Source organism: Dapis purpurea BLCC-M126 (genome assembly GCF_050015975.1).
Lineage (GTDB): Bacteria > Cyanobacteriota > Cyanobacteriia > Cyanobacteriales > Microcoleaceae > Trichodesmium.
Window position 1 is genome coordinate 17,365 of record NZ_JBNHER010000292.1, and the last position, 15,378, is coordinate 32,742.

A 15,378-nucleotide genomic window follows, 5' to 3' on the forward strand; every position below is an offset into this window, starting at 1 on the left:
TTTTGATAATTATCACACTGGGCTTGATATCAAATTTTCTTGGCCATATATTTAGAGGTTACACTCTAAATCTAATACTACCAGACTTAATCCTATACCCAAAACATAATAATTTTAACATAATTTGTTGTTGTGTCACCTAAAATAAGGTATTAGAATTCTGTGAAAAGGTAGAAAATACAAGGAATTTTAATCAAGGAAGTACCGTGGGGCAAATAGTTGTTAACTAACAGCAGCAAAGATAAAAAGGGCGGTAGGGCATTCCGTTCTTAAATCATCTCTTTGTCTGACCAGATATTGGGACTTGGAAATGATAAGCCCACATTACAATATAGTTTCAACTAGCGTTGGTGAATAAATGTATGATATGAAAAGAGTCAGGAGGTAGAAAGGAGTTTTTTCCTATCCTTAGTTAGGAAAAAAGTGTGATTTGTGATTAGCACTCTTAATTTTGGACTCAAAACTTACATTATTAGCAATTTCATACCTAAAATCAGCAACGCCCGTCAGTTTAGTGTGGGAGTATATCAGAGTAATTATATTTGGTAATAGTGAATCTATAAACTAAAAATTACTAGATATGAGCAAGGGACAAGTTTCAAAAAGCATTTATACTCTACTATGAAATTTAGTCAGCAGTTCAGACAGACTAAATCTATCTAGCTTTAAAATGTGTTTCCCAAAATGCCTATAGTTTTATTGAAAATCATCCTAATATTTAAAATAAATCTATGCTAGAGGGATTACAATTACACCAAAAGTACCCCAGGTGATTATGGGAGTCTAATTAAAGTGTCATGTTTATTCTGAAAAGGCAAGATGTTGAAATTACAAGTATTCCACACCCAAAGCGGGATCAACAAATCCCTATTCTTAATTATCAAGGACAAACTTTTCGCTTAATCAATGTCTTTAAGGCAGAACAAGCAGAAGAAGCTAGGTCTTTCTGGCGGGATTTAACAGATAATCATGGTAAAGCTTGTGTTTTACTAGAGGAGCCTGAGCGATATAGTGTTTGGGGTAAAATTCGCTTGGAGCAACTTAACAATGACGACTTAAAAGAGGAGGAAGTTGTTCCTGCTGCTTGTATTCAGGGTTGTTTGTTGCTGGTACAAGCAGTTTACTTTGATGTAGAGGATTTATTAGGTAATAGACAGGCCAAGTCATTTTATAAGGATTTTAGTAAAGTTCTTAAGCAAAGAAACTTTCCTAATACAGATTCCGCCGATGCAATTAATGATTTATTAACTGTCGATCCTGTAAAAAAATTACAACTACCTTCCTGGCGAGAAGTTCACCTTTATACTTTATTACAAGAAGTTCATCGTTTAGGAGAAGAATATTTTGGTAATTCCAATTTTGCTGAAGGTATTGACGAAATAATAGAACCTATGCCTAATTCAGAGAGAACTCAGTTTATGGCTTGGCTGAATCAATTTCCTGAAGGTAAAAAATGGGCAATCAAGTAATTTCAAGAGCTTGCCAATAGCAGCATTACTTCTCGATTAAAGCAAAAGATTGCTCTTAGTTTATCTAAAATCAAACATTGTTAGAAAATAAGTTCTATCTAAAATTGTATTTAATATGTTTAAACAGCATTTAAAAAGCATAGTAAATCAATGTTGATTTTGATTACATAGAGATAGTATTACTCGAAATTGATATTAATTAATAATATCAATAAAAAATTATCATTATCCTGGCCAATAAAACCCTGAAGCTAACACTATTTTTTAAACTTTATCAATCTATTTTTATATTCTGAAAATACTATTGATAAATCTGAAAAAAGAACTAAAAGTGTTTAGCGATGGGCATAAAATGTTTATTAAAAGTAACGCTTGATGAGAATATTCCTATGAGCAGCACTTCAGAAAAATCATCTACCCTTATTAAGTCCTTATTTTCAGCCCAGACTATTGTAATTACAGGTCTTGTCTGGGGTGTAGTAGCCCTATTATTTTTCCTACTATTTAGTGTACCTCTGCCAGGGGAAGAATTACCAGAGTGGTACTCTGTTGGCACTTATATATTTGAACTAGGAGCTTACCTATTAGCCTCTATAGTTTGCTTAAGAAACTGGCAAAGTCCTCAAATGGTTAGTGGTCGTAATGTTTGGATGGGTATTGGTTTAGGATTGTTATTTTACTTTATTGGTGGTGTTGTGTTTGGTTGCTGGGAACTACTCTGGGAACTAGATCCTGATGTGTCAATGGCAGATATTTTCTATGTTGTTTCCTACATATTCTTAGGTTGGGGCATGACTTTAGCTGTAACTTCCAAGCGACTAAATCTAGAATTTTGGCAGTGGGGAGTTTTGGCCGGAGTAGCAGTGGCAGGAATTGCTTTGGCTATTTGGGTGGCTGACCCTTCAATTTTTGGCCTATTGTCGAGCCCAGATACTACAGCTTTGGCAGAAGTAGATATAGAAGAAATAGAAGAGGTCTCGGCTAATTTGGCTCCATCTTGGGTTATTGCTATAGACGAGAAGTTAGAACCTTTTGCCTATTATGTGAATTTATTTTATATTATTGCTGATGTATTTTTACTAATTATTGCTACAGCTTTACTTCTTGCTTTTTGGGGTGGGCGTTTTTCTCAATCCTGGCGCATGATTGCTGCTGCTACATTTTCACTATACATTGCTGATATGTATTTTAAGTGGGCAGATTCTTATGTTGAAGGAGATTATGAAAGTGGAGGTTTGTTAGAAGTATTCTTTGTGTTTACTGCGATTCTGTTTGGAATAGGTGCAGTTCTAGAATACGATATCTCAACACGTTCTCGTCAGAGTAGACGTAGTAGACGAAGTAGTTCTTCTTAATATCCTCTCTAGTCTAAAAGTATGGATACTTATACAGAGACTTATATTTTTGATGGATTGTAACTAATGGATTAATCTAAAGGTTTCCTACCCATCTATTTAGGGCTTGTTGATTAAATATCAAAGAATTTACACATAAAGGCTTTAGCCTCTGCCCATGGGAAAAAAGTGCCAGCTTGTTTCAAGCAAAAAGCTGAAAAATTGAGGATTTTGGGCAGACAAAGGTAAAAAAATCGAGGAACAAATATATCCAACCAAATCCTCTGCAATTCTAATTTATTCTAACTCCTGGCTCCTGACTTATGACTACTACCCTCGTCCATAAGACTTATTCAACAAACTCTAAATATGGCTTCCATATAGCTTTTTAGCTGTCGCCGAGATTAAACGGTCCTCAGCGTGAAACTTGACATGAAAAGCTTTTCGCTTGGGGACATAAAGATAAACCAACTTTTTTGTCAGAGATCTGCCCCATAGCAATTAGAGAGGATTGTAGGATATTTTCTGGTACAGAATCAAAGCAAAAGTCACTCTGAAAGAGCAAGGCTAATTCTTTGTCGTTAGAGAATATTTACCAGAAAAATGGGTTTAAAGCCTCCCCCTAAAAGGGGGACTTTTGATTTTGAATGTATTTTTTAAGAGTTTCAAGTGGTGCGCCTCCAACTGAAGCCACAAAATATGAAGGACTCCAAAGGGAAGTTTTGTGGGGTTTTTTATATCCTGCTGCCCCATATAATCTACTGGAAACACCTTTAAGATGATTGACTATTTGAGATATGGACAATTTGGGTGGGTATTCAATAGCTGTATGGACATGATCGGCTTCCCCATTAAACTCTAGTATCTTGAAGTTCATCTTCTCAGCTACAGTCTCAAAAGAATTTTTGATTAATTCTAATCCTTCTGCTGTAAATACCCTTTTCCTATATTTAGTCACACATACCAAATGTGCTTTTAAGTCTGAGACGCTATGTCTTTCTTTCCTTAACATATTGCATACCAAATCCAACTCTGCTATAGTTATAACATACAGACCAAAAGTAAATTCAAGATGAAAGCTAGATACAAGTATAGAATATACCCAACTAAGTATCAGCAGACCAAATTAGCACAATTATTTGGTTGTGTTCGCGTAGTCTGGAATGATAGCCTAGCTTGCTGTCAAGAAAAGTACGCTCAAAGAGAGAAAAAACCGACTAATTCTGAGCTACAAAAACAGTTCATTACTCAAGCTAAAAAAACTGAAGATAGAGAATGGTTATCAGAGGTTTCTGCTATACCATTACAGCAATCTTTAAATGATTTAAACCAGGCTTATCAAAACTTTTTTAAATCAACTAAAGGCCACAGAAAAGGTAAACCTATAAGACCTCCTAAATTTAAGAGTAGAAAGTCAAAGCAAACAGCTAGGTTTACAAAAGGTGGATTTAAAGTTGCTCAACATAAGCTGTATTTAGCCAAAATAGGAAAACTGAAAATTGTTTGGTCAAGAAAACTAGCAAATGTTCCATCATCAGTAACAGTAATCAAAGATTCAGCCAACAGATATTTTCTGAGTTTTGTAGTAGAAATTTTACCAGAAGTATTGCCTAAAAAAGATAATTCAGTAGGTATAGATTTAGGAATTAAAACTTTTGCTACTTTGAGTAATGGTCAAAAAATTGATGCGCCAAAACCACTAAAGAAACGAATAAAGAAGTATCGAAAACTAAGTAAGTCATTATCTAAGAAAACTAGAAATACAAATCGTTATGAAAAAGCTAGACTGAGAATAGCTAAATTTCATGCCAAACTCAAAGATACAAGAACAGATTTTCTGCATAAATTATCTACTAAAATTATTAACGAAAACCAAGTCATAGTTTTAGAAGATTTGAATGTATCTGGAATGGTTAAAAACCGTAAATTATCTAGGGCTATTTCTGATTTAGGTTGGAGAAAATTCCGAATACTTTTAGAAGGAAAAGCTGAAAAATACAGTCGTGATTTCAGAGTTATTGATAGATGGCAACCAACATCTCAAGTATGTTCATGTTGTGGTTTCCGTGGTGGCAAATTAGATTTGTCAATTCGTGAGTGGCATTGTTTAAACTGTGAAACCACACACGATAGAGACCATAACGCAGCGATAAATATATTAGTCGCCGGGGGGCACTCGGAGACAAAAAACGGACATGGAGGCAAGCATAAGACTACTGCCAAAGTAGCAGCAGCCTGTGATGTGTCAACCCGGCGAGGGGCTAAGGCTCGGTAGGAATCCCCGCGCCTTTAGGCCGGGGAGGATGTCAAAATCTTATACTTTCCATGAAATAACTTTGGAAATATATTTTAAGATAAATTTTTATCTGGTGAGAATAAATTTATCTTGCCTCCAAAAGAGGAGGCTTCAGATCAAATTTTTCATCAAATCTAAAGTATCTTCTCTAAACCATAGATGAGTTTAGTTAAAGATTGGACTTTGCGAATAGCTAACAAGACTCCAGGCATATAGCAAGATCTATCTGTTGTATCGTGTCGTAAAGTGTAAATTTGACCAGACCCACCAAATATTACTTCTTGATGAGCTATTAACCCTGGTAAACGTACACTATGAATACGAATTCCTTCATCTGCTAAACAACCTCTCGCCCCTTCAATTTTCTCTGTTTCTTCTACATTGGGTATATTGTAGGTTTTGCCTAATTCTGATAACATTTCTGCAGTTTTAATTGCAGTACCACTAGGAGCATCAGCTTTTTGATTGTGGTGCAATTCAATAATCTCTACATGATCGAAATGTTGGGAAGCAGCGATCGCTGCTTGTTGGAGCAAAACCATACCAATAGAGAAATTAGGAATTATTAATGCACCAATACTGGCTTTTTCAGCAAATTCGGCCAAATCCTGAATTTGCTCTTGACTAAGACCTGTGGTTCCTACCACAGGTCTTACACCATAGGCAATAGCAGAACGAACATTTTCATAAACACTATCTGGGTGAGTAAAATCAACCATTACTGCTGGTTGTTTCTCTTGGGCTGCCATGACTAACATTCCCTGTAAATCATTAAGAATAGGCACTTCTAGGGGACCACAACCAGCTATATCGCCAATATCTTGACCAATATACTGTGGTTGTAGCTCTATTGCACCCAAAAGATTCATGTCACTAGCATTTGCTACAGCTTTTATTACTTCACGACCCATTTTACCTGCTGCACCACTGACAATTACTGGAGTAGAATTTTGGCTTGTCATTTGAGTTATCAGTTATCAGTTATCAGTACCTCTGGCTGAAGCTGGAGGCTACGAAAATCATAAATTTTCTTTTTTATCCCCTTGAAATGGGAGGGTATTGACCTTATTTATTGGTCATTTAAGAAACCTTGGTAGTTTAGAAACCTGGAGCAAAAGTCAACAGGATAAAAAACAACGGGTAAATTTAACCCCCCAATTCCTTTACCAGGCGATGTATTTCTCCGATGGATGCCCATTTCTAGGATAAATGTTGCAGAGCTTTTAATATAAGCAATGTGCCCCAAGTTAGGAACTTTAACTGTTGCCAAAGACTTAGGAGGTCTAAGTCTTCAACTGGTCAGATTTTGGCCTGATTTTCTTTGAACGTTTCATTTAGGCGACAAGCAAAAGCAAGCGAAAGCTGAAAGAGAGTCCTATACTTTGGACTTTAGTCCTGGGGTTCTTAACAATTTCTATCAAAACTCAAGGAGAATATTGGCATTTTAGATCATTTTTTGATTTCCTACTCAAATCAGATTAAGTAAGACCAACAAATCTAAATAGATCAAGTAAGGCAAGAGAAGTATAATTGTCCGTCAATGTGCCACAATAAAAATTAGTAATTAGAATTTAGAGTCTACCGTGAGTCCAACCGTTCAAGCCAATAATACGGTAAATACATCTGTTAAACCAGCCGTTCAAAAAGGTCGGGCTGTTTTTCCTTTCACTTCGATTGTCGGCCAGGAAGAAATGAAACTGGCCTTACTATTAAATGTAATTGACCCCAAAATAGGGGGTGTAATGATCATGGGCGATCGGGGAACAGGTAAATCGACTACTATCCGCGCCTTAACCGATCTGCTCCCAGAAATTGAAATTGTTGTTGATGATCCTTTTAACAGCCATCCTGATGACCCAGATTTGATGAGTGATTCTGTGCGAGATAGATTGGCACAGCAGCAGCAAATTCCTATTGTCAAAAGAAAAGTCCAGATGGTGGACTTGCCACTGGGGGCTACAGAGGATCGGGTATGTGGCACTATTGATATTGAAAAAGCTTTATCTGAAGGGGTCAAAGCCTTTGAACCAGGACTACTAGCAAAGGCAAACCGTGGCCTTTTATATGTAGATGAGGTGAATCTTTTAGATGACCACTTAGTTGATGTCTTGCTCGACTCAGCAGCAAGTGGCTGGAATACTGTAGAAAGAGAAGGTATTTCTATACGCCATCCTGCTCGTTTTGTCCTTGTAGGTTCGGGAAACCCAGAGGAAGGGGAATTACGACCTCAGTTACTGGACAGATTTGGTATGCACGCCGAAATTAGAACTGTAAAAGATCCTTTATTACGAGTTGAAATTGTTGAACAACGTTCAGCTTTTGACCAAAATCCTCAAGAATTTTTAGAAAAGTACAAATTACAACAAGAAGAATTACAAAATAAACTTGTAGATGCTCAACAAAATCTAAAATTAGTGGAAGTTGACCATGATTTACGAGTGAAAATTTCTCAAGTTTGTTCTGAGTTAGATGTAGATGGTTTACGGGGAGATATTGTCACTAATCGTGCAGCAAAAGCTTTAGCTGCTTTTGAAGGTAATAAGGAAGTGACTGTTGAAGATATTGGTCGCGTTATTACAATGTGTTTACGACATCGACTACGAAAAGATCCTTTGGAAAGTATTGACTCAGGTGATAAGGTGAAAAAAGTATTTAATCGGGTATTTGGATTGGCAGAAGTAGAAGAATAATTCAAGAATTAATCTTCGTTAATTGTAGTTTGATTTTTCAAGGAGAAGTAGATTAATAAAAGCAGGTTTTTCATAAAAAATTGACTATGTAATAATTATGAAAAACTTGTATCAATCCTTCTCCTCATTTGATTAAAATATCAGTAATTTTTCAAATAATTAAAAATATTAAATCTTCTAATACAGCAATTAGCAGTCAGCCTTCAGCTTTTTTCTTTATCTAGAGTTAACTTAAGTCCCTAGGCAAAATTAATTAGGGGTTGCGCTCAAAAGTCTGATGGTGAAGGGAGGGAGTAGGGAGTAGGGAGTAGTGAAAACTCAACACAGACAGGGAGTTATACAGGAGTTACTCAGAAAAATTATCCTTTGCTCCAACCTCCCTAACTCTTACCCAAATACTAACTTTTTGAGCTTACCCTGGCTGAAAATCTCCTACTTTTTCCGGACTTGAAAATGATCAAACCTTTATCTGTAAATGCTTTGAGATTTATTCAGCCAACCCTAATTACCTAATTTTCTTCCCTGTGATTTTTACAAAATAGACTGTTCAGCACCTAGAGGATGTTTCATTAATTGATAATTGATAATGGATAATTGATAATTACGTCTGGTTAAAACCGTTCTTGATTGAAGATAAGGAAATATCCTAGCACTTTTCTCTTGGTCGATTAGATATGGCGCAATTCGGAGCGGCTCTGTAAGAGCGGGAAACCTCGCCATCCCATCCTAACGGACTGCTCCGCAAACGACCGCTTTTTCCCCTTAAAAGGGGAGGCTTTAAACCAGAATTATTTAATTATTAATAATTAATAATTAATAATTGGGTAATTAATTTTCCATAACTACTTAAGATTCAGGGTTACTTCAATGTAATTCATCAATATCAAAAACTCTACATACTTAAGTTAAAATATTATTCTAGGAAGGTAAATTTAGTCTCAGTTACAAAAAGTGTAATTTTATGTTTATAACGAGGTAAGCAAAATTAATTGTATATTTGATAATTTATCAAAATCAGAATAAATAAACAGCAGATTAATCAACCAAACGCTAAAGAAATAACAAAAATTTTGTGTAAGCATTTCCTGCGGAATGCTGCCCAAACAGCTTTTAGCAATCAACTATTAGCAACAAAACCATGAATAATTAGTGCGAGGATTAAGGGAGGGTAGTTTGGCAGTAACGTTTTATTCTCTCTCAATTTCTCAATTACTTTTACTTCCTCCTCTAATCAATAACTTATACCATGTCTGGTTGAATATTTATAATTAAGATACTAAGGAAGTAGGGGAGTAGGTGAGAAATTAAAATATATCGTCTCCAAACCAAATATTTTATGTATAGCTAATCATCCGGACATGATATTATATTGTCATCGGATAAAGTTCAAAAACCATACCAAGAAACACTAAGAATAATACTTTCACTGTTAAAGCGAGAAAAACAGTATTGGCTTAATTTAGAATATATCTAAAAGATCCCCTGCAAAGACTTAGATAAAATTAATCAATTGTGGATTAACTATAGTAACGGCAAATTTGGATTGAGGATTCAAAAACAAATTTGGATAGAATTAGAAGGTAAACCAGTAATTCATAACTTAGCGATAGCTAACATTTTTATCAAGCAAGTGGGGTGGGGCAATAAATATAAAAGATATAAAAATATTACATATAAAATTTCAGCTCTTCAAAAACATCTTCCTTTTAGAGTTACTTCTAATGTTTAGAGTTTTGGCGTTTCTTATCTGACAGAAAAACTCGCAAAATGTAACATTTAATAAGATATTTATAATTTTATCCTGTTCCGTGTTCCCTACAATCAGATTTACTATAAGCATAAAAAGTCTAAAAATGGAAAAATTAATTCTCGGATTAGACCCGGGTTTAGCAGTATTAGGGTTTGGAGTTATTAAGTGTATTTATAATTCAAAAACAGAGAAAATAGATTCTACTTCTATGGTAGATTTTGGGGTAATTAAAACTACAAAAAAACAAGAAATGGGGAAACGCCTCATCACAATATATGAAGATTTACACACTATACTAAATAACTTTAAACCCGACTTAGCAGCTACAGAAAAGTTGTTTTTTTATCGCATGGGTAATACAATTTTAGTTGCTCAAGCTAGAGGAATTTTAATATTAGTATTAGCACAACATGGAATTCCGCTAATTGAGTTTACACCCGCACAAATTAAGCAAGCAATAACAGGTTATGGGAACGCAGATAAATCTGATGTCCAACAAGCAGTGGCTAGAGAATTAAATTTGGATGAAATTCCTAAACCGGATGACGCTGCTGATGCTTTAGCGGTTGCTCTAGCAGCAAGTTGGTTAAATTAGGCATTAAGGTGCTTATGGATTTTTCAGTCATTAAAATCTACATATACTGTAGCGCTATAGTTTTTGCCTCCCATATATATTGTTGATAGGGAATTTTTATTTTTAAACTTAGATAAACAAAAATATTACATTTTAGGTAATTGAGACATTAATAAATATTAACTAAGATTTATACCATTAAATTATACTCGTCCGTCTACTTCAGGCTTGCTGATTAACTTTAAAAATCTTTACAGATAACAGATAAAGTCTAAAGACTTTTTTTGCCAAAGAAGTGCAAATTTTTCACTCCTAAATACTTATATTTTGACCAGGTAAGGGCGGAATAATCTGAGATTATTCCCGCTACCTCTTCTGTAATTGCTATTATTCCTGACTCCTGGTTCCTGAATATTACCCTTACCACTCATACTTTTTCAGCAAATTCTACTTAATGTCTTCTCCTCACCCACAGGAGAAAAATACTCGATTGTGCATCAGTAAAGTGTGGGATAAATAAGTCAGGCTGGTCAATAATCATCTAAAAGCACTAAATAATGTGAGTTTTGAGGATTTTTGTCGGGAAAAAAGTGCAAATTTTTCAGCTTTTAAGACCAAAAAGTTAGGACGAAAGGCAGACTTGCACAATAAAGATACAGGTACAATTATTCTTCCTACTTCCCACCCTTCCCACACTTCCTTAACGCACTACCAAATAGTCCCACTACATACCAAACTTTAGCTTCTTTGGCCAGAAAAAATAGATAATTGTTATCCTCAATACATCATTAATGGCTGTTTTGTATTAACAAAAGACAATATAGCCAAGTCAAAAGTCTCAAAGAGATTAAGATTAACTTCACACTTTATTTAATTGTGAGTTAAAGTAAATAATTGTAAAGAAATATTAGATTTCTTTGCTTTCTTTGTTAATAAAATCATTTAAAGTCCACTTTTTGGATTTAAACTAAACATACAATGTTAAAAATTTTTTCAAAAAAACTTTTTGTATCGATTACAGCAATCTTCTTAGCATTATCCACTTTTGCTCTAACTCCAAAAATTGCTCAAGCCTACGATAATCCAGATTTACTTCCTAAAGAGCAAACACCAATTATTGACCTAGCCAAAGCTTTAACAGATATTCAAGAAAACTTACTAGCCAAAGACTTAGAGCAATTTGAAACAGAAACTGGCTGGAAACTTAGAGTTTTAACTCAATTTGATCGTACTCCTGGTAGAGCAGTTAAAGATTTTTGGCAACTTGACAATAAAAGTGTATTGTTAGTGGCTGACGCTCGTGGTGGTAATATCCTTAACTTTAATGTAGGTCGCGCTCTTTATCAGTTCCTTCCCCGAACATTCTGGGTAGAGTTGCAAACTCGCTACGGTAATCAATTTTTTGTGCGAGACCAAGGTGAAGACCAATCAATTATTCAATCATTAGAATCAATCAAAACTTGTTTACGTCAAGGTGGTTGTAACGTTGTACCAGGTTTACCACGGGAGCAGTGGATTTTAACTTTAGTTACATCAGTTATTGGTGGGGTAATTTGTGGCTTTGCTGCTCAACCTCGTAAGCCAGATCAAGCCTTTTCTTGGCAGTGGGCGTTAATATTTTCTCCATTATGGGGAATTTTATTTATTGCTTTTGGAATCGGTCCGGTAGTATCAAGAACTTCAGATTGGTTACCATTGACTCGTAATATTGCAGGTTTTCTTATTGGTGCTTTGGTTGCTTATCTGACTCCATTGCTCAATCAATCTTCTCCTTCCGAAACGTAATACTAAAAGGAAGAAGTAAGAAGAAAGAAGGAAGAAGGGGAAATGTTTCAGTTATTTAGGAGAGAAAGAATAAATTTTGAAAAAAAGGGGATTTAAGATAGAGATAGAGATAGAGATAGAGATAGAGATAGCTATCTTAAATCTGTTGGATAACCTATTTTTAAGAATATCTGGTTGAGAGGTAGCTTTTTGTAGCATTATTTTGTCAAAGTGCTATAACAAATTCTTTCCTAACTATATCTAAACTGAATAAAAATTAAGAACTAGGAATGTTTGATTGATTCAATTATTCCTAGTTTTTTTGGCAATAGAGAGGAAAATTTTAACTGCTAAAATAGAGAGAGGCGATCGCTACTTTTAAGTTGATGAAAACACTAACGTATTTACCAATCATAAAGGGTGTTTCGGCTTTGTTTGGGCTTGAAATTTGCTAAAGTATCGCTAGAAAGCATGAACTATGATTGAAAGTAGATACTAAGATATTGATTTGATACAATTATTGTTTAGTGCGGTTACAACATTTCTCTACGAAAGACGTTATTAATTTATTAATTTATTTTGTCAGTACAATCGAAATTTTGATGATTTGTCAGAAACTTCCCCTAGAACCTTTTCTTTGGAGTTGATCTGAGAGTTTTGAACCAAAGCATGAAAGCTATGCAGAATATCTTACATCACTGCTGCCAATTTTTAATAAAATAGAACTTCTGGAACACAAACAATATGTAGAACAAAAAATTAAAGATTTTGAGAAGTGGATTGAAGATGAAAAGAAGGAGGATTTTATGAGAGATTACATTTAAGTTCCCATAAAGTTACTAAGATTGAAATTGGGCAAAAATCCTAATTTCTTAATTAACTATTTTTTTGTCAAAATAGTCGAGATTTATTACCCAAATTCAACCTCAATATTTAAGATTAAGTCGAACCTTTTTCTTCAGATAAAGAAGCTTTACAACCAACTGGATAGGGTGAATGATAAGTAGTAGAACGTTTACCAAAAATAGTATAACGATTATCTCTAATTTGCTCATAAAAGCGATCGCCCATCCATTTCGCCCCAGGTAAAGCACGATATGCTGCTACAAAAACATCTCCCCCAGGTAATAATCGCCCTATTTCTTCTGCTGCATCACTACCTTGCCACCGAAATTCTGGTGCATTAGTATTAATTAAAATCATTCCCATTTCACAATCTTCGGCAGTAATACCAAATTGATTTAATGCTTCTAAATCTTGCATAGGAATGTACTCAAATAGTTGACCCTGGTCTATATTCTCTAATACCTGCACCAAGGTTACACATAGATTGCAGTTCCCGTCGTAAATTACAATATAACTCAAACGTCTTAGTTTTATTTTCAATATTATTATAATTATAACATCAAGTCAAACTTATAGAGGCACCTTCCAGCAAAACTTTTCTTATGATAAAAATCTTAGTACAGATTGAGTTACCAAAAATAAAGCTCTAAAACTGTTCCATAGAAATGTACTCAAATAGTTGAGTAGAAAATAAGGTTAATAGTCTCCCTATTCCAGAAAGTAGTGTTAATTGTTAATGGAGTTCCTCCGCAGGAGGCTAACTGAAATGAACTAAAGTTCTAGAAGTGCTTTCCTACCTAACCTTTCTTCTAATAAAAATCTCAGCAGAGACTGAGTTACCAAAACTAAACCTAATCTAGCTTTTGCTAATTTCGGTGTTATTACTTTTACCTCGCCCCATATACGACACTCACGGTAAAAAGTTTGAAAAGTGGTACACAAAGAATTAGCTACTTTGACCCAATTTATAGATTTTTTAGTGGTGGAAACACAATATATATAATCTAGGGTAGAGGCAATTTGAGCAATTAATTCATATTCAGCATGATGTAAAAATTGTAATTCCCCATTAGATTTTTGCCAGGGTATGGAGTCGGGAGTGTGAATAAACCAAAATTGACTATAGTTTTCTGGAGTTGTCGCAGCAAGAGTAATCAAACCATCCCGTTCACCCATACGCAAGAGGGAACAACAACGAGCATGAGTATATTGAATAGGAAACAAATTTATAGTTTCACGAGATTGATGCTCAACATCTAGCTGAAACTTTTGCTTATCACCCTTGAGGGGAACAGAAATTAAATGACTTAACCAGTTAGCTATGCTCAAATGACTTAATTTCAAGTAAATTATACCAGATGAAATTACTTCAACCTGGAAATTTACTACATCTTTCTTTCCTTCAGTATTAACTATTTCTCTACAATACTTAGCTAACTCAGTGGCAATATGCATTGCTGGTTGCTGCAAAACTGGGGCTAACTTTAGAGCGATCGCCGACTTGTATACAACTCCTCCACAATCTCTAATTTGGTTCATTGGAACTACCTCCATCTTTCCCCAAACTTCTAATTTTTTTTCATAACTACAATACCATTCCAATTTTTCCCGGTATAAACTTACAGCTTTTCGCAAAAAATGTATCAAAATACACTGAAATGATAATTTCATCAAAATTATCACCACCTCAAATAAAATTTATCCTACAACATTCGTAAAAAGATGTATTTTTTGCTACACTCATATAAAAGATAAGACTGATATAAGCAGACAAATTAATATCTGCTGCTATCCCTTTGCTCAAATTGATTTGAACTTAAGTCCAACTTTTAGGAAAAGAGAGTAACAATGCAACTATCATCACATCCAGAACTACCAGAAATGTCAATAAATATACAATCTACTAACAATTCTGCCCCTGGTAATAGGCCATTTTTGACTTGGCAACTGATAATAGATTGGGCAGAAGAACACTACCGTAGTAGAGCTTTTACTAAAGATGAACGTATTCCTGCCCGCCCAGGTTTGTTGTATCTAATACAAAAAGGAGCAATTCGCCTAGTAGGTAATGCCCATATTAGTGCCAGTCGTAATAAGAGTAGCAAGTCAAAAACAAGTCCAATTTCAGACGAAGCTTTTCTCGGATTTGTCGGTGCTGGTCAACCGTTTGAACTAATAGCTCAGTCACCATTTACACTACAAGCTTATGCCCATGCCGATCAAACAACTGTACTTTGGATGTATTGGCATGACCTTGATAACTGGCCTCACTTCCGTAGAGAAGTTCTAGATGCTTTTCGCTATCAACATCAAAGGAAGCTTTTGTGGCTGAGTACCCTAGGTCAACGTCGTACTATTGATCGGTTATTTGGATTTATCACACTATTAATTGAAGAATATGGAGAACCCTGGATCAGTGAAGATCGGGCAGAAGTAACAGGCGGTTATTATTTACCTTGGCCTTTGACTCATGCTCAAATTGGTAGTGCTATTGGTTCCACCCGTGTAACTGTGACTCGTCTTATGGGTAAATTACGCCAGCAAGGCTTAATCAATATCCTGAACGATAATCTGATTTGCTTGCCAACAGAGTCTGAATAGTCACAATAGTTGGTAGTCATACCATTTCACGGAATTTAAAAGTCAAAAGTCATG

General features: G+C 35.0%; 12 protein-coding genes. 8 read left to right on the forward strand and 4 right to left on the reverse strand.

Going from position 1 to position 15,378, the window contains the following annotated elements:
* Nucleotides 1-797: 797 nt before the first annotated feature.
* Nucleotides 798-1,469, forward strand: coding sequence for an Npun_F0813 family protein (locus tag ACP6PL_RS26605; RefSeq protein WP_426548351.1), 672 nt, complete (start codon nt 798-800; stop codon nt 1,467-1,469).
* Nucleotides 1,470-1,858: 389 nt separating this feature from the next.
* A complete protein-coding gene (locus ACP6PL_RS26610) occupies nt 1,859-2,824 on the forward strand; it encodes a hypothetical protein (RefSeq protein ID WP_426548352.1) in 966 nt (321 codons plus the stop codon).
* 601 nt (nt 2,825-3,425) lie between these two features.
* Here ACP6PL_RS26610 and tnpA read toward each other — a convergent pair.
* Nucleotides 3,426-3,815 (reverse strand): IS200/IS605 family transposase, encoded by a 390-nt coding sequence (gene tnpA, locus ACP6PL_RS26615; RefSeq protein ID WP_426548353.1) that lies wholly within the window; start codon nt 3,813-3,815, stop codon nt 3,426-3,428.
* Between the two features lie 60 nt (nt 3,816-3,875).
* Between tnpA and ACP6PL_RS26620 the strand changes: the two genes are divergently transcribed.
* Nucleotides 3,876-5,078, forward strand: coding sequence for an RNA-guided endonuclease InsQ/TnpB family protein (locus ACP6PL_RS26620; RefSeq protein ID WP_426548354.1), 1,203 nt, complete (start codon nt 3,876-3,878; stop codon nt 5,076-5,078).
* A 155-nt stretch (nt 5,079-5,233) separates the two neighbouring features.
* Here ACP6PL_RS26620 and dapB read toward each other — a convergent pair whose 3' ends face one another.
* Nucleotides 5,234-6,061, reverse strand: coding sequence for a 4-hydroxy-tetrahydrodipicolinate reductase (gene dapB / locus ACP6PL_RS26625; protein WP_426548355.1), 828 nt, complete (start codon nt 6,059-6,061; stop codon nt 5,234-5,236).
* Between the two features lie 621 nt (nt 6,062-6,682).
* Here dapB and bchI point away from each other — a divergent pair.
* The 4 genes from bchI (at nt 6,683) to ACP6PL_RS26645 (ending at nt 11,898) form a co-directional block, all read left to right on the forward strand.
* A complete protein-coding gene (gene bchI / locus ACP6PL_RS26630; RefSeq protein ID WP_426548356.1) occupies nt 6,683-7,789 on the forward strand; it encodes a magnesium chelatase ATPase subunit I in 1,107 nt (368 codons plus the stop codon).
* Nucleotides 7,790-9,266: 1,477 nt separating this feature from the next.
* A complete protein-coding gene (locus tag ACP6PL_RS26635) occupies nt 9,267-9,518 on the forward strand; it encodes a GUN4 domain-containing protein (RefSeq protein WP_426548369.1) in 252 nt (83 codons plus the stop codon).
* A 124-nt stretch (nt 9,519-9,642) separates the two neighbouring features.
* Nucleotides 9,643-10,134 (forward strand): crossover junction endodeoxyribonuclease RuvC, encoded by a 492-nt coding sequence (ruvC, locus tag ACP6PL_RS26640; protein ID WP_426548357.1) that lies wholly within the window; start codon nt 9,643-9,645, stop codon nt 10,132-10,134.
* Between the two features lie 957 nt (nt 10,135-11,091).
* Nucleotides 11,092-11,898, forward strand: a complete 807-nt coding sequence (locus ACP6PL_RS26645; RefSeq protein ID WP_426548358.1) for a TPM domain-containing protein — start codon at nt 11,092-11,094, stop codon at nt 11,896-11,898.
* A 918-nt stretch (nt 11,899-12,816) separates the two neighbouring features.
* Here the strand turns inward: ACP6PL_RS26645 and ACP6PL_RS26650 are convergent.
* Together ACP6PL_RS26650 and ACP6PL_RS26655 are read right to left on the reverse strand one after the other, a co-directional pair.
* Nucleotides 12,817-13,242 (reverse strand): thiol-disulfide oxidoreductase DCC family protein, encoded by a 426-nt coding sequence (locus tag ACP6PL_RS26650; RefSeq protein ID WP_426548370.1) that lies wholly within the window; start codon nt 13,240-13,242, stop codon nt 12,817-12,819.
* Nucleotides 13,243-13,494: 252 nt separating this feature from the next.
* Nucleotides 13,495-14,394, reverse strand: coding sequence for a DALR anticodon-binding domain-containing protein (locus tag ACP6PL_RS26655; RefSeq protein WP_426548359.1), 900 nt, complete (start codon nt 14,392-14,394; stop codon nt 13,495-13,497).
* Between the two features lie 177 nt (nt 14,395-14,571).
* On the opposite strand from ACP6PL_RS26655, the gene ACP6PL_RS26660 reads away from it, so the two are divergent.
* Nucleotides 14,572-15,324 (forward strand): Crp/Fnr family transcriptional regulator, encoded by a 753-nt coding sequence (locus ACP6PL_RS26660; protein ID WP_426548360.1) that lies wholly within the window; start codon nt 14,572-14,574, stop codon nt 15,322-15,324.
* Nucleotides 15,325-15,378 lie beyond the last annotated feature (54 nt).

Bases quoted from the DNA above. Each gene is read 5' to 3' on its own strand.
- ACP6PL_RS26605 (WP_426548351.1), top strand. From the start codon at position 798: ATGTTTATTCTGAAAAGGCAAGATGTTGAAATTACAAGTATTCCACAC.
- ACP6PL_RS26610 (WP_426548352.1), top strand. From the start codon at position 1,859: ATGAGCAGCACTTCAGAAAAATCATCTACCCTTATTAAGTCCTTATTT.
- tnpA (WP_426548353.1), bottom strand. From the start codon at position 3,815: ATGTTAAGGAAAGAAAGACATAGCGTCTCAGACTTAAAAGCACATTTG.
- ACP6PL_RS26620 (WP_426548354.1), top strand. From the start codon at position 3,876: ATGAAAGCTAGATACAAGTATAGAATATACCCAACTAAGTATCAGCAG.
- dapB (WP_426548355.1), bottom strand. From the start codon at position 6,061: ATGACAAGCCAAAATTCTACTCCAGTAATTGTCAGTGGTGCAGCAGGT.
- ruvC (WP_426548357.1), top strand. From the start codon at position 9,643: ATGGAAAAATTAATTCTCGGATTAGACCCGGGTTTAGCAGTATTAGGG.
- ACP6PL_RS26645 (WP_426548358.1), top strand. From the start codon at position 11,092: ATGTTAAAAATTTTTTCAAAAAAACTTTTTGTATCGATTACAGCAATC.
- ACP6PL_RS26655 (WP_426548359.1), bottom strand. From the start codon at position 14,394: ATGAAATTATCATTTCAGTGTATTTTGATACATTTTTTGCGAAAAGCT.
- ACP6PL_RS26660 (WP_426548360.1), top strand. From the start codon at position 14,572: ATGCAACTATCATCACATCCAGAACTACCAGAAATGTCAATAAATATA.